The following is a 24,527-nucleotide window of genomic DNA, read 5'->3' as shown; positions in this document are numbered from 1 at the left end:
ACCTAAAGTTAGCTTGAGGTTTTACGCTGCGCACATCATAAAAAAGGAGTGATAGTCATGCAACAAAAACCAATAACAAATACGGTAATTATTTATTCAAGTGCGCGAAAAAAGGGTAATACGAGTTTACAAGTTAATGATTATAAAGCGCAATATGGTGGTGATGTGGTATGTCTAGATGACTATGTTATCTCGCCTTATTGCTACGATAAGCAATATAAAAATGATGATTTTTATACGGTATTTGAAGCGCTGTTGAATTATCAACACTGGGTGCTGGCATCACCTGTGTATTGGTATAACACCACACCGCAGTTTAAAGCGTTTTTAGACCGGATCACTGATTACATGGATGATGAAACACTCAGGCCAAAACTGAGAACACTGCGTGAAAAGCAGTTTTCATTGCTCTCAAATGCAGGATCTGCTCACGCACCTAACGCGTTTATCGAGATGTTTAAAAACACCTTTAATTACTTAGGCATGACCTTTAAAGCGCACCAACATATTGATGCTAGTTAAACGGGTTTAAACAAGGTAGGCTAGAGTAAAAAACAACAGGAACTTTTATGAAATCAACACTGTTAGGTTTATCTTTAGCCTTATTATCTTCGTTTAGTCATGCAGAGCAAGCTGAGCCTGCTATCAAAGGTTTTGGTTTTTATTATGATGTGCCAAACCATGCACCAATCTCTGATCAAACGGTTTTTAAAGTGGCATTTGATGTAGCTGATGCGGCAGAAAAAGGGGCGCAGAATAACAAAATGAACTCATTAGCCCGGTTCATTAATATGCATATAGCCCATGGTGTGAAGCCTGAGAACATTCAACTTGCTTTAGTTGTGCATGGTGGCGCAAGTGTTGATGTACTGGAAAACAGTTTTTATAAACAGCGCTTTGACAGTGACAATAAAAATCAGCAATTGATCTCACAATTGTTGGCACATAATACCGTTGTGTATGTGTGTGGGCAGTCTGCAACGCACATGAAGGTAAAGCAGCAACAGCTTATTCCTGGTGTGCAAATGGCGTTATCGGCAATGACGGCGCATGCACAGTTGCAGCAACAAGGTTACACATTGAATCCATTTTAATGAATATCTTATGCTTCGGTGATTCAAACACCTATGGTATTTCGCCCGTCGATGGTAAGCGCTTTGCAGCCGATGAGCGCTGGCCTAGTTTACTGGGTATTAAATTAGGTGCCGGCTACCAAGTTATTGAAGCCGGCCAGCCCAATCGTACACTGGTGAACGACCCGCCTTTCAGTGGTGATAAACTGGGCATAAAATACCTAGAGCCTTACTTAGCGGCTTATCATTTAGATGTGATTGTTATTCAGCTCGGCACGAATGATTTAAAGCGCCGTTTTGCACTGTCGGCTGCTGATATTGCCAATGCCCTCGAAGCACTTATTTTAGATATAAAAAACTACTATTTGCACCGCGAATTGCCCAAAATAATGATACTAAGCCCGCCGGCGGTGTATGAGGTTGGCGCGTATCAATCTATTTATGCTGGAGCGGCTGCAAAGTCTAGCGAGCTAGTTGAGGCTTTTTCTGAAGTGTGTGTGAAACAGCAAACTCTGTTTTTGGATATCACAGCAATCGCTACGCCTAGTCAGCAAGAAGGTGTGCATTTAATTCTTGAATCACATAAGTCTTTAGCAGAGCACTTACAGTTCTTGATTGTAAAACAAAAAAGCCACAGGTTATAAAACACTGTGGCTTGGGTATTGATTCTTTAAATCAAGGGGTTTGGGAGAATCGCTTAAAACTCGTAGCTAATGCTTAAGCGTGTAGTACGAGGCATAATGTAACGACCATTCGGTGCATCAGCATTACGAGGGTCACCTTCAGTGATACCTTGCTCGTCAGTTAAGTTATCAACTGCTAATTGCACTTTAATACCTTCCATAGGCTCAACAATTAAACCTATGTCTACTTTTTCGTAACCTTCTAAAACAACCGTGTTTTCGTTGTCGCCCCAACGATCATCAACCGCTGAGATTGTGCCGTATAAGGTTGCATACATATCGCTTACTTCAAAGTCATAGCTTGGTGTTACACGTACTTGCCATTTTGGCTGACGTTGGCTTTCGTTACCTTCGTTGCTTGGGCTTTCTGTGATTTCTGTTTCTTGAAGCGTTGAGTTTAAGTTAACTGAGAAACCAGATTCGTGGTTGTAGTTATAATCAAGCTCAATACCGTATGCTTCGTTGGTTAAGATTTCAGCTGGTACACCAGGGCGACGAACAAAGGTGTCACCTTTTACTTCGTTAGTGAAGAATGTTGCATAGAAATCGGTGCTATCAGTTAATAGCTTATAACCAAACTCGGCTTGTGTTACTTCTTTAATTAACTTTTCACCACCTTCGTATGCGCTAAAGTTATCGCGGAAGTCGTCAAAGTAAGGCATTTTGTAACCACGGTTTACGCGGGCAAATACACCCATGTCATCGTTAATTGAGTAGTTAATACCCGTTGTCCACGATGTTTTGCTTTCGTCATATTGAACAGACTTGTCGATTACGCCATCAAGACCTTCATCAACCGAGTATTCCACTTCGTGGTTTTCAAAACGAACACCGGCATCAAGCGTAAAGTCATCGTTGAATTTATATTGAGCTGTTGTGTAAAAGGCATTGGTACGTGCATCGCCTGTAGAGTTGATATCGTAGTTGAAGTCACAACCATCAACACTTGCATTACACTCGATGCCGTCTAGCATTTCGCCGCCTGCTTCAAGGACGTGATACGCTGTGTTACCTAAGCTCCACCAGTCATTTGCTGATGTGCTGGCTGTGTAATAACCAAAGGCCAGTGATAAGTTATCAAGCTTTTTAGCAAATGCTAAATCATTGGTGAATGCGCTAATTTCTTTTAATACCACCCAACGACCAAGTTGTTGAACCGCTGTGTCTGCATCGTATTCTGTGCCAGTTACTGCACCTGTTGCTGTTTCACCGTTATCAGCCACCGCACCAACGGTTGTTGCAGAGCCTGCCGGTACTAAGCCGTACGTGTTTGCATCACCTTTGGTGATGTTGAAGCGATCTGTGAAGCTCCAACCGTTATCGAATTCAAGTTTGATGCTACCGCCAGAAACATGACCTTTCCAACCACGGCCTTCACCTAAGTCGATCTGTTGCTCGTCATTATTTGCGCCTGTGTAGATAGTCGCTTGGCGATTTAAAGTACCCAGCTGCGTGTAGCTTGCGTCAACGCCGTCAACATTAAGTGGTGTTGGTAAGTACCAAGCACCGTGGTCGTCGGTTTGACGGGTGTATAAATTAATGGTGCCGTTTTCTAATTCTTTAGTGATATTAATTGTGAACTGGCTGCCTTTTTCTGATGTGAATCCAGCATCACGAATACCTGGAGAGCTTTTAACATAACCACCCACCATGAAGAATAAGTCATCAGAAATCTCACCACTAACCATAGCGTCAATGCGTTGTAAGTCGTAATCTGAAGTTGTGTATTTGAATACACCTTCGGTATCTTCACTACCACGTTTAAGGCGGAAGTTAGTTGTTAAACCTGGTTGGCCATTTGATACAACAGGGTTTGGACCACCGCGTAATGCTTCCATCGTTTCAATTGTTTCATCTAAACGGAATAACGACGAGTTTTCTAAAAATGACAAAGTAGGCGCAGGGTAAATTGGCGAACCTTCAAGGCTTAATGTTAAGAATGGTGCATCACCACCACCAGGGAAACCACGTACAAATACGTTCGCGCCAGACTCACCTCCCGAGCTTTCTACCCACACACCCGGCACGGCTTTGAATAAATCAGCTGTACTTTTTGGCGATAATTTAACAATTTGATCTGCATCTATATTGGTTACTGCATAGCCAGCATCAATTTTACGTACGCCAATACCTGCAGGTGTACCAGATACAATAATTCGTTCTACTTTTTCTTTAGCTGGTTGCTCAGTTTGCTCTTCGGCCATAACTGTTTGGCCACTCAAAGCTAGCAAAATTGCAGAGGCTAGCGCACTGCGTGTGTATGTAGTTGTCATTGTGTGTTCCCATTTTTTATGTTGTTGAAAGCAATGTATTAGCGAATATTTTGCAATTGTTAACACCTTGCTTTTATAAACCATAAAGATTTATGCAAACGTTTGCAATTTGTTTTTTCAATTTTTTGTCCTTTTTTTACCCACAGGGTGAGTTGGTCTGTTTTGCTTACTGAAAAAATATTATGCTCTTTGGCGCAGCGATTTGGTCGAAATGGTGGTATATTGCCAGCATATGTTTTAAAGGAAAGCAGTGTTTCAGTATCATGAATGATAGAAAATTAAAGTTAGCTGATCTTGCGAAATTAGCCGGTGTTTCTACGTCGACAGTTTCCCGTGCGCTCAATGATAACCCATTGATAAAACAGGAAACTCGCGACAAGCTTCAACAGTTAGCAAAAAAACATAACTTTAGTTTAAACACGGCTGCTAGCCGCCTTCGCACCCAAAAAACCAATGTTGTTGCGGTTATTATTAACCTCGATGGTGATACAGAACAGTCTATTAACGACCCTTTCTTACTTAAAATTGTTGGTGAAATAAATTTAGCACTAAATAAATTTGGCTTAGAGTTATTACTTTCTAATTCGTTTATGGCCAGCGATGATTGGGCAAATTACTTTATTAATAGCCGCCGCGCCGATGGCATTATTGTGGTCGGCCAAGGTAAAAGCCAAGCAAATATTGAAGCTGCAGCGAGTGCTGGTGTTCCTCTAGTTGTGTGGGGCGATCCAAAAACACCCAGCAGTTACCCAATTGTTGGCAGCGATAATTATTTAGGTGGTCGCCTAGCGACTGAGCACTTATTGGCAAATGGCGATAAAAATATTTTGTTTTTAGGTGACCCTGGGCACGCTGAAATTAGTGAACGCCACCGTGGTTATTTAGATGCTATTAATGAAGCCAAAGCCACTCCTCACGTGGTTTCTATCGATATTACTAGTAGTGCTGCTTATAAAGGAATTAACCAATTGTTGGTAGAAAAAGGGCTGTGCTTTGATGGCATTATGGCATGTAGTGACATGGTGGCTTTTGGTGCGATGAAAGCCCTGAAAGAGCGTTACATTAGTATTCCAAACGACGTTGCCCTTGTGGGCTTTGATGATATTGCCATGGCAGATATCAGTCATCCTTCTTTGTCGAGTATTAAACAAAATACTCAACGCGCTTCAGTTATTCTTGTTGAAAAGTTGTTAGCCCAGTTAGCAGGGCAGTCGGTAGAATCTCAAGTTGTTGAAATAGAACTAGTAAATAGGCAGTCGAGCCAGCGCTAAGCCTTTTGAATGTTAGCAATATGTGTAATTTTAAATGCAAACGTTTGCATTTTGTTTTGCGCTAAACTAGACTGAATAAAAATAATCATAGGTTGAAGTGAATGAATCCTATAAGAATAACTATCGCGCTGGCATGCAGCTATTTTGTCTTTGCTATTATGCTCAATAGTGTGGGCACTGTTATTTTACAAGCAATCAATAGCTTAGATGTAAGCAAAACTCAGGCGTCTGTTCTTGAAGGATTTAAGGATCTTAGTATTGCCATTGTGTCATTTTTAGTGGCGTCATTTATCCCTCGTATAGGCTATAAAATTGCCATGCTTGGCGCTTTATTACTGGTTGCAGTGATGTGCTTGGTTGTTCCGAGCATTGCCGACTTTTGGGTATTAAAAGCGCTCTTTGCCGCAATTGGTTGCAGCTTTGCAGTAATGAAAATCTCTGTTTACTCTGTTATTGGTCAAGTGACTGATAATGCAAATAAACATTCAGCGTTATTAAACACCATTGAAGGGGTGTTTATGCTTGGCGTGCTGTCGGGTTATTGGATTTTTGCGTTATTTATAGACGCTGATGACCCGCAAAGTAGCCACTGGTTGAATGTTTATTACTTGCTTGCAGCGATTGTTGCGGTGGCGTTTGTTTCTGTGCTTGCGGCACCAATAAAATCGCCAGAGTTAAAAACTAATCAGCAATCGCAGCTTCATGATTTTATTGACATGTTAAAGCTGACTTACCAACCCCTTGTGCTTATTTTTGTTGTTAGTGCATTTATGTATGTACTAATTGAGCAAGGCGTGGGCACTTGGCTGCCGACCTTTAATAACCAAGTTTTAAAATTGCCTGTTGATGTCAGTATCCAACTTGCCAGTTTGTTTGCAGCTGCGTTAGCGCTTGGTCGTTTGGTAGCAGGGCAAGTACTTAGGTTTATTAGTTGGTTTAGTTTATTAATGGGCTGCCTGGTCGCTATGGGGGTGCTCGTATTATTGGTGCTGCCTTTGACTCACGATGTTGATGGTAGCCAAGTGAAAAGTGTGTTTGATGTGCCTTTTGCAGCATACATGCTGCCGTTGATTGGCTTTTTTATGGCACCGATTTACCCGTTACTTAACTCTGTGATGCTGAGTTCACTTGCTAAGCACAAGCATGCGGCTATGACAGGTTTAATTGTGGTTTTTTCAGCATTAGGTGGAACAACAGGCTCAATTATTACGGGCTTTGTATTCGATAAATTTAGCGGTCAGCATGCGTTTTATCTCACATTAGTGCCAATAGCCTTGCTATTAATCACCGTTTCAATCTTTAAGAAAATTACCCTAAAACCACAGTATCAAGCGGCTTCAAGCGCAGAATAAGGGATTGTCATGAACTTCGTTAATAGCCAATTATTTAAAGACGTACAGCTAGCAGAAGTGTTTGCTGATTCAAAAATGTTTGCCGATGCAGTGCCAAATTTATCTTGGCAAAGTGCTTGTGAGTTGTATCAACTTGTAGGCCCTTTAAAAGGTGATGAGCTGCGCGAATTTGTTATGTCGAACTTTTTGTTTGCTGATCAGTCTATTCCGACTGCGAAATTAGATACCACTTCGGTTAAACAGTATATTCTTGATTTATGGCCGCATTTGCATCGCAATGCTGATACAGATTTAGCAAGCTCACTAATGCCCTTGCAGTTTGACTACATTGTACCGGGTGGTCGTTTTCAAGAAATTTATTATTGGGATAGTTATTTTACAGCTTTGGGTCTAGAAGATATTGGCGACCTAGCCACCATTGAAGCCATGGTTAATAACTTTATAGACCTACAAGAACGTAATGGCTGTATTCCAAATGGTAACCGAGTTTATTATAGCTCTCGCTCGCAACCACCTGTTTTGGCGTTAATGATAGCGATGCTATGGGACGCTAAATATAAACAAGAAGCAGATTTAACTTGGCTGGCAAACGCGGTAAAAGCACTTGAAGCTGAGTATCAATTTTGGATGCAAGGCTGTAACGATCTTAGCAGTGAAACGCCTGCTATTAGGCGTGTTGTAAAAATGCCTAATAAGGCTATTTTAAACCGCTATTGGGATAGTGCGGCAACACCTCGTCCAGAATCATTAAAAGAAGATTTACATGACGCTGAAGGGCTAACAACTGAGCAGCAACAAAGTTATTTTCAACATATTCGCGCTGCATGCGAGTCTGGCTGGGACTTTAGTAGCCGTTGGCTTTGTGATCATAATGACTTAAAAAGCATTGAAACAACCAATATCATACCGGTTGATTTGAATAGCTTACTGTATAACTTAGAGCATACGTTATCTCGTTTTTACCGTTTACTTGGTAAAGAACAAAAGAGCCAGTCGATTGCTGAGCTGGCTACACTGCGCTTAGATGCAATTAATACCTATTGTTGGAATTCTGAGGCGGGTGTTTATCGTGATTACAACATTAGGCTCAATCAGCAAAGCAGTGTCGATTCGATGGCAATGGCTGTTCCTTTGTTTGTAGGCGCTGCATCTGTACAACAAGCTCAACAAGTGAAGCAAAAACTGATGAATGAGTTTTTAAAACCCGGTGGTTTAGTGACAACATTGTGTAGCACATCACAACAATGGGATAGTCCTAACGGTTGGGCGCCGCTACAATGGTTCGCTGTAAAAGGTTTAACAGAGTATGGCTTTGTCAGCGAGGCACAGGCGATCATAAAAAACTGGCTGAGTATGATCGAAATGCGTTTTGCAGAAGATAAGTGCCTCCTTGAAAAATACAATGTGTGTGAATTAGTTAGCCGTGCGGGTGGTGGCGAATACACAGTACAACAAGGATTCGGTTGGACGAATGGTGTAACTTCACGTTTTTACAAACTACTTGATGACTCGCTGTAAAAGGGGAGATGTGAGTATTGATCGTTTACATTCTGTTAACTTAAGTGTCTAGCCATCCAAATTGGTTGAAGATGTTGTAAATTGCCAAAATAAAGGCTTATAAATGGTTGAATCATGTATCCAAATTGGGTATTGTGAATAAAATGTTTCAAGGAAGAAATGAGATGATTCAACCAACTTCTGTATTTCTAAAAACACAGCCAAGGTTACAAAACCGCAGTCAAAATTATCAATATTTAATTAAAATACTCGATGCGTTTTTTATGCGTGTGAAAGTTGATGCAAGCTTGCCTCAAGAGTCTATGCGCGAAGAGTTTAACCTTTATTTGATTGATAGCACTGACGCACATTGGAAAGACTTACTACCTGCAGAGTTAGTGCAACTTGCTAAGCAACATTTAGTGGTTATTTTTAATGCGGACGCTAATGCAATTTGCGAAAAAAACTTACTTTTAAATGGCATTAAAGGGGTGTTTTTTGCAGATCAATCACCTGAAGATATTTTTGCAGGGCTGGTCAGAGTGATCAATGGCGAGCTGTTTTTTAGCCGTAAGAGTATTTCTACTACCTTTAACCATATGCTGTCTGCAATGTCTCGCAGCCAATTTAATGCTAGTAACGATTCGGTAAATACTGATATTGACCTCAGCTTGCTGACTAAACGAGAAAAATCAGTGATTCACTTACTTGCCCAAGGTGCGAGTAATCGAGATATCGCAGAGCGTTTAAATATCAGCGATCATACAGTTAAAACCCACCTGTACAGTGCATTCAAGAAAACGGCATCGCGTAACCGCGTGGAGCTGGCTAATTGGGCACAAAATTACATGGCAGTGAGTTTGTCTTTACAAAATACACAGTGACAAACTATAGCCAGTTTAATCCCAGTGGTAGTGTTTGCTATTAAAGCTGGTTTAGCACTTGCTCGATGCTTAAAAATCCAACTTCAAGCAAGTAGCCTTCAAAATCGTGTTTCCGTTGAGCTTCCATTATTCGAGCCTCAGTTCGATTTAGATGTGAGCTTATTCATAAAGTACAGTGGAATACACAGTATTAATAATCCCAGCCATTGCCATAATGGCGCAAAAAGAAACACCAGTGCTGATTGTGCATCATGAGAAAAATAGATTGAACCTAAGGTCACAGTACCAAATAAGACACACATAATAGTGACAATAAACGTGGCGATTTGTGTCACTCTTGTTTTACTGTGTTCAACCATCCACGCCATTAATAAATAGGGCGAAATACCCCATAAAACAAAGCCAATTGGCAGGCTTTTTGAACTGTCAAAATTATCAATGGTGATAACCAGGGTAATCAGTGCGGCTAAAACAATAAGAGAATAAGCGCATTTGGAGAAGGTAATCCATTTCATAAATAAAACCTAATTGACTGAATGCTATAAGTATTTATTTCGATGGATAATTAAGCAGAAAGTTCAAATTGGGCGCTGTGATGTTCAGCGCCACAATAATATACTCATTAAATTAGAGCGTTTTTGCAGACCAAATGCCTTTGTTAATACCTTTTAATACAAGGTCGCTAAGCGCTTTTTCAATTGCTTGCGTGACGCAAATACTCATAGGCTCATTGTCGGTGAATCCGGCTTCTGCTTCTGCAAGACGTTTGTAGCTCACATAGCGAAAGAAGCCTGCGCGCATTTCTTGGCTGAGTACTTTTTTGCTTGTCGCAACGGATAACAAAACTTGGCCTGTGCGAACATCGACAGCGCGTAAATAAATTGAGATTGCATCTTCACGATATAACTCTGATGCGCCAATCCCGAAGTATTCCATACCAATCCCGCCGGTTTTGATATTTGTGTCGTAACTAATAATACCGCCTTCTAAGATTATTTTAGCTGTCGTGAGCGGTGGTAATTCAGGTAGCTTATCGTTTTCGGCTTGCGCAGCGCGAATTATTTTACGCTCAGTTAAGATATTTTGTAGACCTTCGCGTTCTACCGGAATAAACCAATCAGATTCATGCAATGCTTGCACTAAAATAGAGTTAGCACCTTGTGTTACTGCGGTAGAAAATGAGCTTACATTTGCCTGTGGTTTGTATTGCCCAGTTTGGTCACGAAATGAGTATACTGACACAGGAATGCTTCCCATTGGTTGAGGAAGGGCCTGCAAAGCCTGGAATGTTTCGGTTGGCTCAAGAGAGTCTGCCAGCTGTTTGGTCGGCGGGATTAAATTGCCCATTGATGAACAACCCGACAGAAGTAATACCATTGCTGCTAATGTGAGTGTCTTCATTATCCAAACCTCGGTACTTCAATTACTGTCACTGTGCCATCAGAGGTGTTGGTAATTCTAACGGTGATTGTGTCACTGGTACTGGTGATAATTTGAATTTCATAATCACCTGTCATAAAGGTCGAGTCACCATTAAAGATGCTGTCGTCGATTTCGTCACCAAATGCCATATCTGTGATTTCTCGTACCATTCTATTTAAGTAGGTACGCTCTAACGAATCTTGAAATTTTTCCCCGTAGGTTTGTTCGATAACCGGCGCTTTGTGCTTGTTTTGTGATTGCGCTTTATTAAGTAGCATGCTGGCATTTAATGGGCTGCCACCAAAGCTTGGGTTAATTGGGGTATAAACGAGTTCGGTTGCCCAACTAGAAAGAGGGCAGAGGATTATTATTAGTGTTGTTAAGTATTTCATTTTACCATCCATTTTTTGCCATATCGGGTGTTGATTGCTGCATTTGACTGCGTGCCATGGCATCCATCACGCTATACATGGCTTGTTTTACACGTTCATCTAATGGCTCTAAGCGACGTCCTAGATAGGTGACGTACACTATTTGGTTATTCATTTTTAAGACAAGTCGAGTCCCCGCTCGGGGTAATACCGTTTCTTTTATTTCGATATTAAAACCTGCTGTTGAAGGTAGATCGCGCCATAGGTTGGCAAACTCAAAATAAAATTGATGGCCAAATCGGCTAATACTTCTATCGAGTACTAAGCCATCGATTTCGAGGTCTTCGCCATAACTAGCCGTACTTTGAGCTGCAAGCACGATGCAACATATGCGTAGTAAGTTTTTTATTTTCATAATGGAATGAGGGAGCAAGGCTCCCTCTTAAGCGATTATTCTTGGGTTACAGTTGCGGTATTGCCATCACCTAGTTGAGTGATAACAACTGTGCTGTTAGAGCCAATCATTGAGCCTTCAACAAGGTTTGCGTTGCCGTCTTGTACAACGACCAGTGAGTTACCCTCACCGCCTAGCAAGAATGCACTTTCACCGATACCTACAACAAAGTTTTCTGAGCCTGTTTGGCTAATATCAACAGAGTTGTTGCTACCTTCCAGAATCAGGTCGATGGCATTGAGTTCACCAACTTGTGTGAAAGCAACTTGGTTGTTGTTGCTATCAAGCACGCTTGCGAATGTTAATGCCGCTTCGTTAAGGTCACCCAGCTGATTAACTGCAATGTCATTATCGTTTGAAGAGAGTGAGTCGTCTGGGTATGAAGACTGCACTAGTACAGTGTTTTCATTGCCGCCTTGAGCAATATCAACGTTGTTGTCGCTACCATTGAAGTTAGCAACGTGAGCACTGTTTGCGTCACCAATTTGGTTAGCAACAAACTCATTGCTATCGCCAATAGCACCTAAGTACACATCATTACCGTTACCATTTTGGAATGCAGTGAGTTCGTTGTCATTGCCAATAGCATCTAAGCCAGCGGTATTGCTGTCATGCTTTTGATTGACCAATAATGTATTGCCATCACCAACAATCACGCCTGACTCAAAGCTGTTGCTGTTGCCTTCTTGATCAGACTTAACCTCGTTGTCATTGCCTGTGATTTCTGCAACTAATGCGCTGTTAGAGTCACCATCTTGCTCAAACTCAACTTCGTTATAATCACCATGCAGCGAAGTAAGCTCAGCGCTGTTGAAGAAACCTGTTTGGTCAATAGTAATTTCATTGCCGTTGCCAATTACTTCATCAGAGGTAAACGCATTGAAAACACCCTCTTGCATTACTTCGATGCTGTTGTCATCACCTCTAATTACATTAAACGTTGCTTCATTTAGTAAGCCGCTTTGCTCTGCGCTGATTGTGTTGCTGTTACCCTGTAAATCAAAGTTGTAGAACCAATGGCCACCATCACCTTGCGTTACAGTTGCGCTATTTTCATCACCAACCATGACGTTGATAGCTTCGTTGTTAACACCAAAGAATCCTGCACCTTCTTGCTCAACGCGAATAGCATTGCCAACACCAACGGTTTCAGACAATGCGCCATTCATGGTGCCGTTTTGGCTGTGCGAAACAGTATTATCGTCACCTGTGTTGTAGATAAGAGATAAGTTAGATGTTTGTGCTTGGCTTACTTCAACCATGTTGCCATCACCTACACTGACAGTTTCTGCACGATGACCTGTACCTTGTTGAGCAATAACCGCATCGTTACCAACACCGGTAACCGATACTTGATCTAGGGTAATTGAGTTTGATACACCCAGTGTTGAAACTTGGCTTGCAAGCTCAGTGCTAGATTGTGTTTTATCATCTGTGTTTGCACTTGCTGCAAAGCTTGAACCTAACGCAATAGTAATTGCACAGGTAAGTAGAGACTTTCTTAACTTCATGATTATTTCCTTTAAATTATTATTAATCAAAGCTCTAAAATTATTATTTTCTCTTTTAGAACCATGTACCAGCATGCCTTGCCGGGTTAATTTATGTGATATTCAACTGTTAGCTAACAATCAGAAGTGAATGAAGCAACTTTGTTAGTTGTGACTCTGAGGTCGTACAAATAACAAGAAAATTACTTTAGACAGATTTGGAATAATATAAAATCATCAGTTTTTGTGGTTTTTATAAATTATTTATTTTCAATTAGTTATGTGTGTTTGTTTAGGTTTTAGTATGGGTTTTGATTTAAAAGCAGTAAAAAAGTTGGGGAAATATTAATGGATCATTAAGGGTGCTTTTTTCACAAAAAAGTGTGAATTGGACGTATTTTTATTGATTCAATCAGCAAAAAAGTATGGATTTAAACTTAGCATCATTTTTTTTCTTGCCTGTTATCTGCAATTTGCCATTTATGAAATATGCCACGTGATATTCATCATTCAGAAGTAATGAGCTTTGGTGGTCGGATCATAGTGATTCGATCAGTTCAACAAATTATGGATAGTAAATATGAAAACTAAATTATCTGTATTAAGCCTAGCCTTATTACCATGTTTAGGTGCTGCACAAATCAGCACACCAGCAAAAACAACCGTCGTTGGTGCAAGTGAAGACTCTGTACTTGTTATGTATAAAAAAGGCACCTCTGCTGCAATGCGTGCCCATGCTCGTAGCTTAGTTAAAGCCACCATCAGCGATATCAACAAAGATGGTGTCGATGATAACTATTCAGCTATTTTGTCTGGCCGTTTAGCTAAATTTAAAATTGCAGGTATGAGCAGCAAAGAAGCTATCAAGCGTCTACAAAACCATGCTGCTATTGAATATGTAGAGCCTGACTACCGTGTATCGATTGCCAGTGTACCTAATGATCCTGATTTTTCTTCGTTGTGGGGTTTACACAACGAAGGTCAAACAGGTGGTGTCGCCGATGCTGACATTGATGCAGTTGAAGCATGGTCAATCTCAACCGGTAGCCGCGAAGTTGTTGTTGGTGTAATTGATACCGGTGTTGATTACAGCCACGAAGATTTAGCTGATAACGCATGGATCAACCCTGGCGAAATTCCGGGTGATGGTATCGATAATGACGGTAATGGTTACATCGATGACGTGCACGGTATTAATGCGATTACCGACTCAGGTGATCCAATGGATGACCAAGGCCATGGTACTCACGTATCGGGCACAATAGGTGCGTCAGGTAACAATGGCACCGGTGTTGTTGGTGTGAACCATGAGGTATCAATTGCGGGCTGTAAGTTCTTAAGTGCAGATGGTACAGGTTCAACTTCTGATGCAATTAAGTGTATCGATTATATGGTTGATCTTAAAAACCAAGGCGTAAATGTACGTGTTTTAAATAACAGCTGGGGTGGCGGTGGCTTTAGCCAAGCACTGGCAGATGCTATTACGGCAAGTGAACAAGCCGATATTCTATTTGTAGCAGCAGCGGGTAACGATGCGGTTGATAACGATCAAAACCCTCATTATCCGTCTAACTACGAGCATGACAGCGTATTATCAGTTGCCAGTACTGACAACAGAGATAACATGTCGAGCTTTTCACAATGGGGTTTAACAAGTGTTGATTTAGGCGCACCAGGTAGTGCAATTTTATCAACGGTACCGGGCAATGGTTACGCTAGCTATTCTGGTACATCAATGGCAACACCGCATGTTGCTGGTGCAGCTGCATTAGTGCTTTCGATCAACCCTGATTTATCAGCGCTTGAACTTAAAGAGTTGCTAATGAATAGCGGCGACCAAAATGAAGCGCTGCAAGGCAAAACAGTGTCTGGCAATCGCTTAAATGTGAATCAAGCACTTGAGCAAGCAGATCCAACTCCAAGCTTCAAAATCTCAGTGTCGCCAAGTTCACAGCAAATTACTGCTGGTGAAACTGCAACATATACCTTTGAAATTGGTTCAATCGCCCAGTGGGATGGTGTCGTTAGCCTAGCACTTCAAGCTGATTTAGCGGGCGCAACACTATCGCAAACAGAAGCTGTACCTGGAGATGTAGTTACACTAACGGTGCCAACACAAGAAGCAACAGCATGGGGCAGTTATAGTTTTGTTGTTGATGCAACATCAGGTGAGTTAGCTAAACAAAGCAGTGCGTCACTGTTTGTTAACCCTGTTGGCTTAAATGACTTTACTTTCTCAAATGAAACACCAGTGTCTATTCCTGATAACAATGACACGGGTATTGATTCGGTGATTACTGTAGCTGATGAACTTACTGTGTTCTCAACGGATGCAAGTATTGATATTACTCATACTTACATTGGTGATTTAATCGTCACATTAACGTCGCCGCAAGGAACAACTGCAACACTTCACAGCCAATCTGGCGGTGGTGCTGATGATCTAGTACAAAGCTACTCGCTGGCTAACTTTAATGGCGAAGTTGCGACAGGTGATTGGGTACTCAATGTCAAAGATGTACTGTCTGCTGATACCGGTACTTTAAACAGCTGGTCACTGACGTTTAGCGCTATTGGTGAAGTGAGCTCGCAGCCTCCACAAGCTGGCTTTGCATTTGAAACATCAGGTTTAGATGTCACTTTCACTAATACCAGCACAGATAGCAATGACGATATTGTTGCTTGGGCGTGGGATTTTGGTGACGGTGCTTCATCAACAGATGCTGATCCTATGCATACTTACGCACAAGCAGGCAGCTATGAAGTGACGCTAACTGCGACAGATAGCGAAGGTCAAACAGATACGTTCACGCAAACGGTTGTGGTATCTGATGTTGAAATTGAGCTATCGGTTAAACGTGCTAACAAAACACGTTTAGGTACTATGCGTGTTGATTTAAGCTGGCAAACTGTGGCTGATCAAGTAAGCATCTACCGTAATGGTGAACTACTTGAAACAGTAGCTGATCGTGGTTTCTATCGCGATGTAGAGCGTAAAGCTGAGTTACCAAGCTATGAATATCAAGTTTGTGTATCTGATACTGTTTGTTCTAACCCAGTGACAGTGTCCTTCGACTAACATTGTTTCACTGCTCAAAGCCCAGTTTCCCCACTGGGCTTTTTTTATTGTTTTGCCTTCTTATATTGCGTAAGTAAAGCGAGTACATGCTGTTGACCAAATTGTGCTGCAAATGCTTCGGCGGTTTGCCCTGCTTTATTCGCATGCTCTGTGTCGCAGTCTTGCTTCATTAATGTTTTAGCGATGCTAAATTCACCTCTAAAAATAGCGGCCATCAATGCGGTATTGCCGCGTTTATCTTCAAGGCAAGCATTGGCGCCTAATGCTAATAGTTGCTTTACCGTTTGTTTGTGGCCATGATAAGTGGCAATCATCAGCGCGGTATAGCCTTTTTCATTAACACTGTTGATTGGTAATCCGGCCTCAACAAATTGTTCAATGATGTCGTTCTCTGCGGTTCGCGCAGCAGCAAAATAATAGGCAAGTAAGGTTTGATATTGCGTCTGTGAGTCTGTTTGCTGATCAGCATTAACTGGGTTGCATGTTAATAAAAGGCTCAGCAGTAGAAAGTAAAAATTCGCATAGTTAACTCCTAAAAAAAGAGGAAGGACGTGCCTTCCTCATCAAGGTTGGGAGAGTGAATTAAAGTGAGCTTGCTAGTTTTTTCACGGTCGCTAGGTTACCGCCGACGGCTTTGGTTAAGCGCATGCCGTATTCGGTGTCTGCTTTGTAAAAGTGGCTGAGCATAATGTGCTTTACCTTGCTATCTTTTACCTTCCCTAAATCACCCGCTAAGTTGTTGATCAGGTTTGTACGCTGTTGTTTAGAAAAGCTTTGATATAACACACCAGCTTGAGCAAAGTTTTGCTGCTTTTTAATGGCTGCTTGCTGTACATAGCCAGCCAGCTTAGTCTGTGCCTTACGAGCAATTGGGTTTTCTTGCACGTTTTCATGGCTTGGCTGATAGTTCACATTGCTGGTGGTATGACCAAAGTTCATCGGACCGTCTTGGTTGTAATTAACCACTTCTACTTTGGCGCGGTTAATTGGCAACTGCTGGTGGTTTGCACCTAAACGATACATTTGGGTGTCGGCATATGAAAACACACGACCTTGTAACAAACGATCTTCTGATGGTTCAATACCCGGTATGATATTCGCAGGGGCCATAGCGACTTGTTCTGTTGCTTGGAAGAAGTTGCCTGGCATACGGTTGAGTGTCATGGTACCCACTTTGGTCTCTTTAACACCTAACCACATTTTTGTTGCATCTAACGGGTTGTAATCAAAGTCATCCAGTTCAGATGGGTCTAGTACTTTGATATATAAATCCCATTTCGGGAAATTACCGTTATTGATTTCTTGGTACAGATCACGGGTTAAATGCTGAAAATCTTTACCTTGTACTTCAGCAACTTGCTTAGCATTTAAGTTTTCAATGCCTTGCTGGCTAAGCCAGTGAAATTTTACGTATTTTACGTCACCGTCTTTGTTGATCATTTTATAAGAATGCACTCCAAAGCCATCCATTTTACGCAGGCTTGCTGGTGTTCCATGGTCACTATAAACCCATGTCAGCATATGTGTTGAACCTGGTTCATGTGAGAAAAAATCAAAAAAGCGATTTGGATCTTGAATGTTATCAACCGGAGATGGTTTTAATGAATGCACCATATCTGGAAACTTAATCGCATCACGAATAAAGAACACAGGTAAGTTATTACCCACTAAGTCCCAGTTACCTTGATCTGTATAGAACTTTGTAGCAAAACCGCGTGGGTCACGTAGAGTTTCAGGGCTACCTTTACCGTGAATAACCGATGAAAAACGAACGAATACCTCTGTTTCTTTGCCTGCTTGTGCAAACGGCGCAGCAATGGTTAGGTCTTCAAGGTTTTTACTGGCAACAAACACACCATGTGCACCTGTACCACGAGCATGAACAACACGCTCAGGAATACGTTCGCGAGCAAAGCGTTGCAGTTTTTGAATTAGATGAACGTCTTCAAGTAAAACGCTGCCACGCGGGCCAGCTGTAATAGAGTTTTGGTTATCACCTACAGCTGCACCATTGTCTTTGGTAAGTGTAGCAGCGGATGCAGGAAGGCTGATTGCAAGAGCAAGTGCGCTTAAAGTCAGTGTGCGATTAAATTTCATAATAAACCTCTTCATAAGTCACCAAGGTACTGGCGTTTTGTTGCAGCCATTATATGAAGGTGTTTTGGTTTGGTAAAACTGATTGTTTCTATTATCTTGATAGGTTCTGACTATCGATGGTGGGCTTAATTTTATTTGTATTACAAAATGAAGTTTTCGCTAAAACTGTGTATAATTTGCGCCCTTTAAATATCTGTTCACGTGTCGTATTAATGTGGGGTTGTGAGTGAAAGCATTGCTGAAACAGCATGGTGTAATTTTTATTCTTCTAAGTATGCTAACCGGGTTAATGGGGGCATTTGTTAACCCATTGATGAGCTTATTCATTGTCGAAGGGCTGCAAACACCGCCCGTGTATTTAGGTGTTTATATGGTGGCGGTCACCATTACTGGCTTAGTTATTAGTCAGTGGTTAGGTGGCATGGCAGATAAAGGCACCAGTGCGCGAAAGTTATTTATGGTGGCTGTATCAGGTATGGTGTGTGCGTTAGTGACCTTTGCGAATGCCACTGCATTTTGGCAAGTATTACTCGCAGGCGTGTTGTTTCTTGCGATGGGCAATGCGGCAATTCCGCAAATGATGACCGTGGCAAGACAATGGGCGGGGCGTCAACAGAACATCGACATTACCAGTTTTAATTCCCGTTTACGTGCGGCTATTTCCTTTGCTTGGGTCGGCGGCCCGCCGCTTGGTTATTTGTTAGCCGCTGGAGGCGAGTTTAGCCGCTCGTTTTACTTTGCTGCGGTGTGTGCCTTGATTGCACTTATCTTTGCATTTAAGTTTATTCCTGACTACAGCGCTAAAAAATCACAACATGGCAGAGAGCCTGCAGCCGCAGCGAGTTTATCATTTTGGTTGTTGGGTTTAGCTATTATGCTTGGTTCAACGGGCAATATTATGTATTCATCGGCCTTGCCGCTTTATAGCATTACAGAACTAGGGTTTGCTGAACATACACCGGGGCTGTTTATGGGTGTGGTGGCACTGTTAGAAATTCCTATCATGCTGTATGGGGCAAAGCTTGCTAAAAAATACAGTAAAGTTGCGATGCTTGCGGTGGCATTTTGTTGTGCCATTGTATTTTATTTAGGGGTGTTTTATGCCACTCAAGTATGGCATTTAATCGCGTTGCAAGTTTTAAATGGGCTATTTTACGGTATATTTGCGGGCATTGGCTTAACCGTATTACAAGATCAGCTTCCCGAGCGAATAGGGTTTACCTCAGCGTTTTACACGAACGCCATTAAACTGGGTGTTATGTGCGGGGCAGGGGCAGCAGGGGTTGTTGCACAGTTTTATAGTTTTAGGTTTGCAACCCTTGGCTCTATGATAGCTGCAAGTTTAGCCCTTGGCTGCTTAATGTTGTTTAGCTATGTAAAGCGCCAAGAGCAGCAAGGAGCTGTTATGCCAGTACTGCAAGAAGGCCTAGTTGAATAACTAGCTTAAATAGATAAAAAACCGAGCATTGAGCTCGGTTTTTTGATTATGAGTAACTAATCATTAGCCATTAGCCATTAGCCATTAGCGATTTGATCCAGTAAATGCATGACTCGTTCACTGGCTGCTTCCATCTTATTAATGTGATTAATAGCTGCGTCTTTATTGCCAGTTTGCAGCATGACTAATGCTTCAACCCCATTGCGATGAACTTCACGGTGCGGTTCTTCTAATTGACGAAATGCGTTATGTTGTTTGAAGCCATTTGATTGCTCTGAATTATACCATTTACCTAATCGGCACATGGTGTGATCTGAAAAGTCATCAATCGACTTATTACTTGTGCCATTTGCAACTGAGTAAACTTCACCTTTCCAAACAATGTGGTCCAGTTTTACGGTTTGCACAAATGAGCGTGTGGCTGCATTAATAATGGTTTCTTTCATTGAGCTACAGTGATTCATGATAGAACCATAGTCATTGTTTAGCGTATCAAAACTGGTTGAAAGCTGAGTGTTATTTTGCTGGATATCTTCAACCGAGGTCACCGTTTCGCCAGTTTTATTGATGATCTCTTTTACCAGATCAGATACTTCTTGGGCTGATTTATTGGTGTTGGTTGCAAGTGTACGAACTTCGTCGGCAACAACGCTAAACCCACGACCAGCCTCACCAGCACGGGCAGCTTCGATTGCGGCATTTAGCGCAAGTAAGTTGGTTTGATCAGAGATTTTAGAGATGGTTGATACAAAGGTGTTGATGCTATCGGCCATATCAGACAGACCCGTAATGTTACTGGTCATGCTGCCCATTTTGCCTGCCATACTCGCCATTTCACTGACAATATGTTGCAGGGCGTTATTTGAGTCGTTTAGTAGTTGGCTTATTTGTAAAGTAACTTGGCTTTCTTCTTCGATAACAAGGTATGAGTCGAGTACAGTTTGGCGTACGCCCTCAATTTGCGTGATACATTCAATCGAACTATTCAATAAGTTAGCAAGGAACAGTTGGTCTGCGTCATCAGCTTGCTGATGTAATTTTGCTTCTAAGCGTTCGTTTTCGTCACGTAATACGTGATTGTCGGCTTTAAGTGCCTCAACTTCAGCTAATAGCGCGTTGTATTGATCTTGGAGTAAAGAGTGGCTTTTGCTAGAGACAAACATGTATGTTCCTAATTCATATGGTTAATACTTATACCAACCCTGATTATAGATCAAAGTATTAACTTATTATCAGTGTTTTTTATTAGAAAGAGGGTAATTACGACTATTTGATTAAGTGTAGTAGAAAAAGCTGACTATTAAAGCCGAAAAAGCCCAGTAAAAACTGGGCTAAAACGAGGGAGGAGAGTAATTAATAAAAAGAGTATTTTAAAGTAAGCGACGTTGTACGGCCGTTAATAGTACGGGCGCGGATAATGTCGTTATCTGGTACTGAGCCTTCTTCTGCTTCGGTGATACCTACGGTGTCGAACAGGTTGTTCACGTTAAGCGATAGACTTAAGTTTTCAGATAAATTGTAACTTACAAAACCATTCACTTGTGTATAGCCATCAAACTCAAGGTCGTTACTGTCTTGTGCGTAAGCATCCGTTGTACCAATAAAGCTTAGACCAGCAGCACCTTTATCAAAGTTGTAAGTTGCCATTAGTGAGTAAATAAGGTCAGCTTGACGACGTGGTGTATTACCGACTAACTCTGGCGATAACGCATCTTTAGCAATTTCTGCGTCTGTCCAAGTAAAGTTACCACGGAAATCCCAATCACCTACGTAGTAGGTTGATTCAACCTCAATACCTTTTGCTTCGTACTCGCGGTCAAAGAATTTTTGTGATGTTGCTTCGAAGTTTTGCTCTTCAGTCTCTGCGTAGAATGCAGTTGCAAATACTGATAGTGAATCAAAACGTTTTTTCACACCGATTTCGTATTGATTTACTTCATCAATTGCATCGGCTTCGGCAACCGAACCATCTGCTTCTACTTTACCGAATAGTAAGCGGTCTGCATTTGCGCGGCCACCTTTACTTAAGCGGGCAAATGTCGCAAAACTTGGGTCAATTTGGTAGTTCGCACCAATTGAGTATGAGCTGTAGTGCCAGTCGTAGTTAACAATGCTTGGGTTCGCGTTATCAATACCAACAACACTTTGCTCAGGAATTGAGATGGTACCGTCGCCATTCATATCAATTGTTGATGTTACGGCACCTGCGTAGTTACCGCGCGCTTCACCTGAATCATAGCGAGCACTTGCATCAATGCTTAAATTGCCAAACTTAGTAGCTAAGTTAATGTAAGGTGCGCGTGTTTCGTATTCTGTGTCGTAGTTACGTTGACAGCAGTTACCCCAGTAAGGTGTACCATAAGCGTACAAGCCATTATCTGAATAGCTGTCGCCATTTGCAGCGTAAACGTCAAGTAATGCAGCGTTGTCGCCTTTTAGCTCCATAACATATGAGTTCCAAAGCCACGACATATCAATCGATTGGCTTGATGCAAAGTAACCAAAGGTAACGCTAGTTTCATCAGAGAACGACTTAGTTAACTTAAGATCATTAACAATTGAACCCATGTCATTTAGCGTTACATCGAATGTGTGAATACGCATTGCTAAATCGTCATCGCCGTAAGCTTCGCCTGCTGAGCCACCATTTGCATAAACAAGCGATGCACCATCACCAGCAATACTAGAAGCGATAGAGCTTGCAGATGCGACTTCAGCTGGAATAAGAGAAATAAAGTTACCGCTTACTGATGATGTTCTAAAGCGGTTTTCGATGCGCCAGTCGTTCTCTAAATCAAATGCTGCTTCAAAACCCACTGAGGTAACAACTGGGTTCATACCGTCGGTCATATCGCCTGTGCTGATTTGGTTATCACCATTTAAACGTAGAGTTTGTGTGAAAAGCGCTGAATGCGGCGTATCTGATTGTGCATCGAAACCTGGGATTGAATCACCATCTGAGTACATAGGCATAGGTAGGTAACCTACGCTCTTATCATCGAGGTGTTTAAAGTAAACACGAACATAACCAGCATCAAATTCTTTGGTTAGGTTTGCCTTAATTTGGCCACCTTTATTTGATGTATATCCGGTTTCACGTGGGCCTTCACCTTGGCGAACAAAGCCACCAATGTGATAGCGCACACTGTCGTTTAGGTAAGTACCATACTCAAAGTCTGTACGAATTGAATCATAATCAAGGCCTACCGTGGTCGATACACTGCCTGATTCGTTCTCACCCGTTTTTGAAATAAAGTTGATGATACCACCTGGGGCATCACTTGCTGCTGTTGATGCTGAGCCACCACGGATTGATTCAACACTTTGCACTGTTGAATCTAAGCGCATGAAAATGTCTGCATTACCAAAGGCAATATCGCCAAACTGCATTACAGGTAAGCCATCTTCTTGTAGTTGCAAGAATTTAGCACCGCCCGATGCAACCGGTAAACCACGTACCGCGATATTTGCGTTACCTTCACCACCAGTTGATTCTGAACGAACACCCGGGATTGTTCTAAATGCTTCTGCAGTAGAACGAGGTGTTGATACTTCAATTTCAGCTAATGTAACACTGCTAACCGATGAGCTTGATGCCATGATGGTTGTTCGGCGTGGTACACCGGTTACAACGATAGTTTCAAGGCCGCTTTTTTTAGCCTCAGGTTGTGCTTGCTCTTCTGCTTGTAAGTTTTGGCTTACTGCTAATGCAAGCGCGCTTAATGTATAAAGGGCATGTTTGTGTGTTGTCATAATGTGCCTCGTCTCAATCCCAGATGGTTTGTTGTCTAAATTGCTATCTTAATCGATTAAGTAAAGATAACAATAATTTTACACAGTGCAAGTCTTTTTAGCGAAAAACTTGCACAATTTATGTTCGATAATTGATTTTTAACGATTTTTATTTAGTGGCTTAATGCACTGTGCTGCGCTAAAGCTTGCTCAGCAGGGTTTCGTAAGTAGTTATATAGCATGGCTAAAAACAGTATACATGCGAAACCTGTTGCGAGATAAAAGCCGTAACGAATGTGGCCAAAGTAGTCACTGATCACACCCATTAATAATGGGCCTGCTGCCGCAGAAAGGGCAGTAAAAAACAAAATAACCCCAGCAACTGCACCGTGCTGTTGCACCGCAAAGCAAGAAATACCTTTTGAGTTTAAAGTTGGGTAGATCATCGACATGAATAGCCCAGATAAAGGGAGTAAGAACACCGCCCAATCAACGCCGCCGAAAATTAAACCTAGATAACACAGTGCAATTCCTAAGCTTAAATACAGCATTGCCGCTTGCCAGCTTAAGTGGTTCAGCAGCCATACCGCTAAGAAACGCCCAGCAGCGCGTAAAATGAAAAATAAGGTCAGTGCATAGGTTGCCAGTAATTGCCACGGGCCGTTGTAATCGCCAAGTAGAGTAGGCATCCATACATAAATAGCCACTTCGGTTGCAACATAAAGGGCAATCGCTAACGAAAAGCCCAGTGCATATGGATTTTTCATCATACTCATGGTGGTTGCAAGAGAGGCAGGTTTAGCGTGTTCTTCAAGCTTTTTAGGTTTAGGGTAATCTGCACGCCAAGCAATTAAGGTTAAAATTAAACATAAAACCCCAGCGATAACGTAAAGGTAGGTCCAGCTTACCTTTTGGGTGATTAAAAAGCTGACAAGGGCAGGGCCTACAATGGCGCCAACACCAAAAAAGCCTTCGACCAAATTCATGGTTTTTGTGTGCTCTAAATTGTTTTTAGAAATATCACCTAACAGCGCCAAAGCACCGGTTTTAAATAACCCAATAGCAAGACCAATACAGCTAAGTAACACTACAAATATGCTAAAACTACTGCTAACGGCGAACAGAAAACAACAAATAGTGAATATGCCGAGCCCCAGCATGATGGTTTGTTTGCGGCCAAAACTGTCGGCAAGAAATCCTAAAAATAGGCCGCTGAATGCAATGAGTGCCATAGGTGCATAATGGAAGGCACTGGCTTGGGTCATGCTTAAATTAAATTCTTCGATAAGCTCAGGAATGATCATACCAACCGCATCAGAGGTCATCGCAAACATAAAAAACATCATGTATGTCAGCCATCTAATGGTTTGCAAAGGATCGTGTGTTCTATTCATTGTTGTATCCCCACCGA

19 protein-coding genes and 1 pseudogene are annotated in these 24,527 nt (G+C 41.8%); 9 read left to right on the top strand and 11 right to left on the bottom strand.

From position 1 onward, the window contains the following. The first annotated feature begins 57 nt into the window (after positions 1–57). The 3 genes from HUS61_RS07480 to HUS61_RS07470 are packed head-to-tail and all read left to right on the top strand — an operon-like array spanning position 58 to position 1,717. Entirely contained in the window at positions 58–522 is a 465-nt protein-coding gene (locus tag HUS61_RS07480) for a flavodoxin family protein (protein WP_175081695.1), read from the top strand. A 47-nt stretch (positions 523–569) separates the two neighbouring features. Beyond that, positions 570–1,094, top strand: a complete 525-nt coding sequence (locus tag HUS61_RS07475) for a DsrE family protein (RefSeq protein ID WP_138624998.1) — start codon at positions 570–572, stop codon at positions 1,092–1,094. After that, the gene (locus HUS61_RS07470) at positions 1,094–1,717 is read left to right on the top strand and encodes an SGNH/GDSL hydrolase family protein (RefSeq protein WP_175081694.1); all 624 of its coding nucleotides are present in this window, start codon (positions 1,094–1,096) and stop codon (positions 1,715–1,717) included. The genes HUS61_RS07475 and HUS61_RS07470 overlap by 1 nt, the downstream gene beginning before the upstream one ends. Positions 1,718–1,770: 53 nt before the next feature. Here HUS61_RS07470 and HUS61_RS07465 read toward each other — a convergent pair whose 3' ends face one another. Further along, positions 1,771–4,029, bottom strand: coding sequence for a TonB-dependent receptor (locus tag HUS61_RS07465; RefSeq protein ID WP_054562535.1), 2,259 nt, complete (start codon positions 4,027–4,029; stop codon positions 1,771–1,773). 263 nt (positions 4,030–4,292) lie between these two features. On the opposite strand from HUS61_RS07465, the gene HUS61_RS07460 reads away from it, so the two are divergent. From HUS61_RS07460 to HUS61_RS07445, 4 genes are all read left to right on the top strand, one after another. Next, entirely contained in the window at positions 4,293–5,300 is a 1,008-nt protein-coding gene (locus HUS61_RS07460; protein ID WP_175081693.1) for a LacI family DNA-binding transcriptional regulator, read from the top strand. A 101-nt stretch (positions 5,301–5,401) separates the two neighbouring features. After that, entirely contained in the window at positions 5,402–6,652 is a 1,251-nt protein-coding gene (locus tag HUS61_RS07455) for a sugar MFS transporter (RefSeq protein ID WP_063701326.1), read from the top strand. A gap of 9 nt (positions 6,653–6,661) precedes the next feature. Further along, positions 6,662–8,170 carry a trehalase family glycosidase gene (locus tag HUS61_RS07450; RefSeq protein WP_175081692.1) on the top strand — a complete coding sequence of 503 codons (1,509 nt, stop codon included), beginning with the start codon at positions 6,662–6,664 and terminating at the stop codon, positions 8,168–8,170. 164 nt (positions 8,171–8,334) lie between these two features. Then, a complete protein-coding gene (locus HUS61_RS07445; protein ID WP_058584663.1) occupies positions 8,335–9,033 on the top strand; it encodes a helix-turn-helix transcriptional regulator in 699 nt (232 codons plus the stop codon). A 137-nt stretch (positions 9,034–9,170) separates the two neighbouring features. On the opposite strand, the gene HUS61_RS07440 is transcribed toward HUS61_RS07445, so the two are convergent. From HUS61_RS07440 to HUS61_RS07420, 5 genes are all read right to left on the bottom strand, one after another. Continuing rightward, complete coding sequence (locus HUS61_RS07440) at positions 9,171–9,548, bottom strand: hypothetical protein (RefSeq protein WP_175081691.1); 378 nt, start codon at positions 9,546–9,548, stop codon at positions 9,171–9,173. 112 nt (positions 9,549–9,660) lie between these two features. Continuing rightward, positions 9,661–10,434: a CsgG/HfaB family protein gene (locus tag HUS61_RS07435; RefSeq protein WP_175081690.1), complete on the bottom strand. Its 774-nt coding sequence runs from the start codon at positions 10,432–10,434 to the stop codon at positions 9,661–9,663. Further along, positions 10,434–10,859 (bottom strand): curli assembly protein CsgF, encoded by a 426-nt coding sequence (locus HUS61_RS07430; protein WP_054562528.1) that lies wholly within the window; start codon positions 10,857–10,859, stop codon positions 10,434–10,436. Before HUS61_RS07430 ends, HUS61_RS07435 begins: the two co-directional genes overlap by 1 nt. Then, positions 10,849–11,241 carry a curli production assembly/transport protein CsgE gene (locus tag HUS61_RS07425; protein WP_055021612.1) on the bottom strand — a complete coding sequence of 131 codons (393 nt, stop codon included), beginning with the start codon at positions 11,239–11,241 and terminating at the stop codon, positions 10,849–10,851. The genes HUS61_RS07430 and HUS61_RS07425 overlap by 11 nt, the downstream gene beginning before the upstream one ends. 35 nt (positions 11,242–11,276) lie before the next feature. Continuing rightward, the gene (locus HUS61_RS07420; protein WP_175081689.1) at positions 11,277–12,791 is read right to left on the bottom strand and encodes a curlin; all 1,515 of its coding nucleotides are present in this window, start codon (positions 12,789–12,791) and stop codon (positions 11,277–11,279) included. A 559-nt stretch (positions 12,792–13,350) separates the two neighbouring features. Here HUS61_RS07420 and HUS61_RS07415 point away from each other — a divergent pair. Further along, on the top strand, positions 13,351–15,849 hold the full coding sequence (locus HUS61_RS07415; protein WP_175081688.1) for a S8 family serine peptidase: 2,499 nt from the start codon (positions 13,351–13,353) through the stop codon (positions 15,847–15,849). Between the two features lie 44 nt (positions 15,850–15,893). On the opposite strand, the pseudogene HUS61_RS07410 reads toward HUS61_RS07415, so the two are convergent. Continuing rightward, a pseudogene (locus HUS61_RS07410) lies at positions 15,894–16,298 on the bottom strand (ankyrin repeat domain-containing protein); the annotation flags it as partial. Between the two features lie 133 nt (positions 16,299–16,431). Next, complete coding sequence (locus tag HUS61_RS07405) at positions 16,432–17,946, bottom strand: catalase (protein ID WP_175081687.1); 1,515 nt, start codon at positions 17,944–17,946, stop codon at positions 16,432–16,434. A 226-nt stretch (positions 17,947–18,172) separates the two neighbouring features. Here HUS61_RS07405 and HUS61_RS07400 point away from each other — a divergent pair, with 226 nt between their 5' ends. Continuing rightward, a complete protein-coding gene (locus tag HUS61_RS07400; RefSeq protein WP_282658781.1) occupies positions 18,173–19,384 on the top strand; it encodes a sugar efflux transporter in 1,212 nt (403 codons plus the stop codon). Positions 19,385–19,461: 77 nt separating this feature from the next. Here HUS61_RS07400 and HUS61_RS07395 read toward each other — a convergent pair whose 3' ends face one another. The 3 genes from HUS61_RS07395 to HUS61_RS07385 form a co-directional block, all read right to left on the bottom strand. After that, positions 19,462–20,547 (bottom strand): methyl-accepting chemotaxis protein, encoded by a 1,086-nt coding sequence (locus tag HUS61_RS07395; RefSeq protein WP_175081686.1) that lies wholly within the window; start codon positions 20,545–20,547, stop codon positions 19,462–19,464. Between the two features lie 190 nt (positions 20,548–20,737). After that, positions 20,738–23,137 carry a TonB-dependent siderophore receptor gene (locus HUS61_RS07390; protein WP_175081685.1) on the bottom strand — a complete coding sequence of 800 codons (2,400 nt, stop codon included), beginning with the start codon at positions 23,135–23,137 and terminating at the stop codon, positions 20,738–20,740. 152 nt (positions 23,138–23,289) lie between these two features. Beyond that, positions 23,290–24,510, bottom strand: coding sequence for a sugar MFS transporter (locus tag HUS61_RS07385; RefSeq protein ID WP_175081684.1), 1,221 nt, complete (start codon positions 24,508–24,510; stop codon positions 23,290–23,292). Between the last annotated feature and the right edge of the window lie 17 nt (positions 24,511–24,527).

It is taken from the genome of Pseudoalteromonas sp. 0802 (genome assembly GCF_013350085.1).
Taxonomy (GTDB): Bacteria; Pseudomonadota; Gammaproteobacteria; order Enterobacterales; family Alteromonadaceae; genus Pseudoalteromonas.
Note: the sequence above shows the minus strand (reverse complement) of the source record. Positions and strands in the feature narration are given on the sequence as shown.

Coding starts and splice junctions, on each gene's coding strand:
- HUS61_RS07425 (WP_055021612.1), bottom strand. CDS start 11,241: ATGAAAATAAAAAACTTACTACGCATATGTTGCATCGTGCTTGCAGCT.
- HUS61_RS07445 (WP_058584663.1), top strand. CDS start 8,335: ATGATTCAACCAACTTCTGTATTTCTAAAAACACAGCCAAGGTTACAA.
- HUS61_RS07460 (WP_175081693.1), top strand. CDS start 4,293: ATGAATGATAGAAAATTAAAGTTAGCTGATCTTGCGAAATTAGCCGGT.
- HUS61_RS07415 (WP_175081688.1), top strand. CDS start 13,351: ATGAAAACTAAATTATCTGTATTAAGCCTAGCCTTATTACCATGTTTA.
- HUS61_RS07385 (WP_175081684.1), bottom strand. CDS start 24,510: ATGAATAGAACACACGATCCTTTGCAAACCATTAGATGGCTGACATAC.
- HUS61_RS07430 (WP_054562528.1), bottom strand. CDS start 10,859: ATGGATGGTAAAATGAAATACTTAACAACACTAATAATAATCCTCTGC.
- HUS61_RS07455 (WP_063701326.1), top strand. CDS start 5,402: ATGAATCCTATAAGAATAACTATCGCGCTGGCATGCAGCTATTTTGTC.
- HUS61_RS07435 (WP_175081690.1), bottom strand. CDS start 10,434: ATGAAGACACTCACATTAGCAGCAATGGTATTACTTCTGTCGGGTTGT.
- HUS61_RS07465 (WP_054562535.1), bottom strand. CDS start 4,029: ATGACAACTACATACACACGCAGTGCGCTAGCCTCTGCAATTTTGCTA.
- HUS61_RS07405 (WP_175081687.1), bottom strand. CDS start 17,946: ATGAAATTTAATCGCACACTGACTTTAAGCGCACTTGCTCTTGCAATC.
- HUS61_RS07440 (WP_175081691.1), bottom strand. CDS start 9,548: ATGAAATGGATTACCTTCTCCAAATGCGCTTATTCTCTTATTGTTTTA.
- HUS61_RS07480 (WP_175081695.1), top strand. CDS start 58: ATGCAACAAAAACCAATAACAAATACGGTAATTATTTATTCAAGTGCG.
- HUS61_RS07450 (WP_175081692.1), top strand. CDS start 6,662: ATGAACTTCGTTAATAGCCAATTATTTAAAGACGTACAGCTAGCAGAA.
- HUS61_RS07395 (WP_175081686.1), bottom strand. CDS start 20,547: ATGTTTGTCTCTAGCAAAAGCCACTCTTTACTCCAAGATCAATACAAC.
- HUS61_RS07390 (WP_175081685.1), bottom strand. CDS start 23,137: ATGACAACACACAAACATGCCCTTTATACATTAAGCGCGCTTGCATTA.
- HUS61_RS07470 (WP_175081694.1), top strand. CDS start 1,094: ATGAATATCTTATGCTTCGGTGATTCAAACACCTATGGTATTTCGCCC.
- HUS61_RS07420 (WP_175081689.1), bottom strand. CDS start 12,791: ATGAAGTTAAGAAAGTCTCTACTTACCTGTGCAATTACTATTGCGTTA.
- HUS61_RS07475 (WP_138624998.1), top strand. CDS start 570: ATGAAATCAACACTGTTAGGTTTATCTTTAGCCTTATTATCTTCGTTT.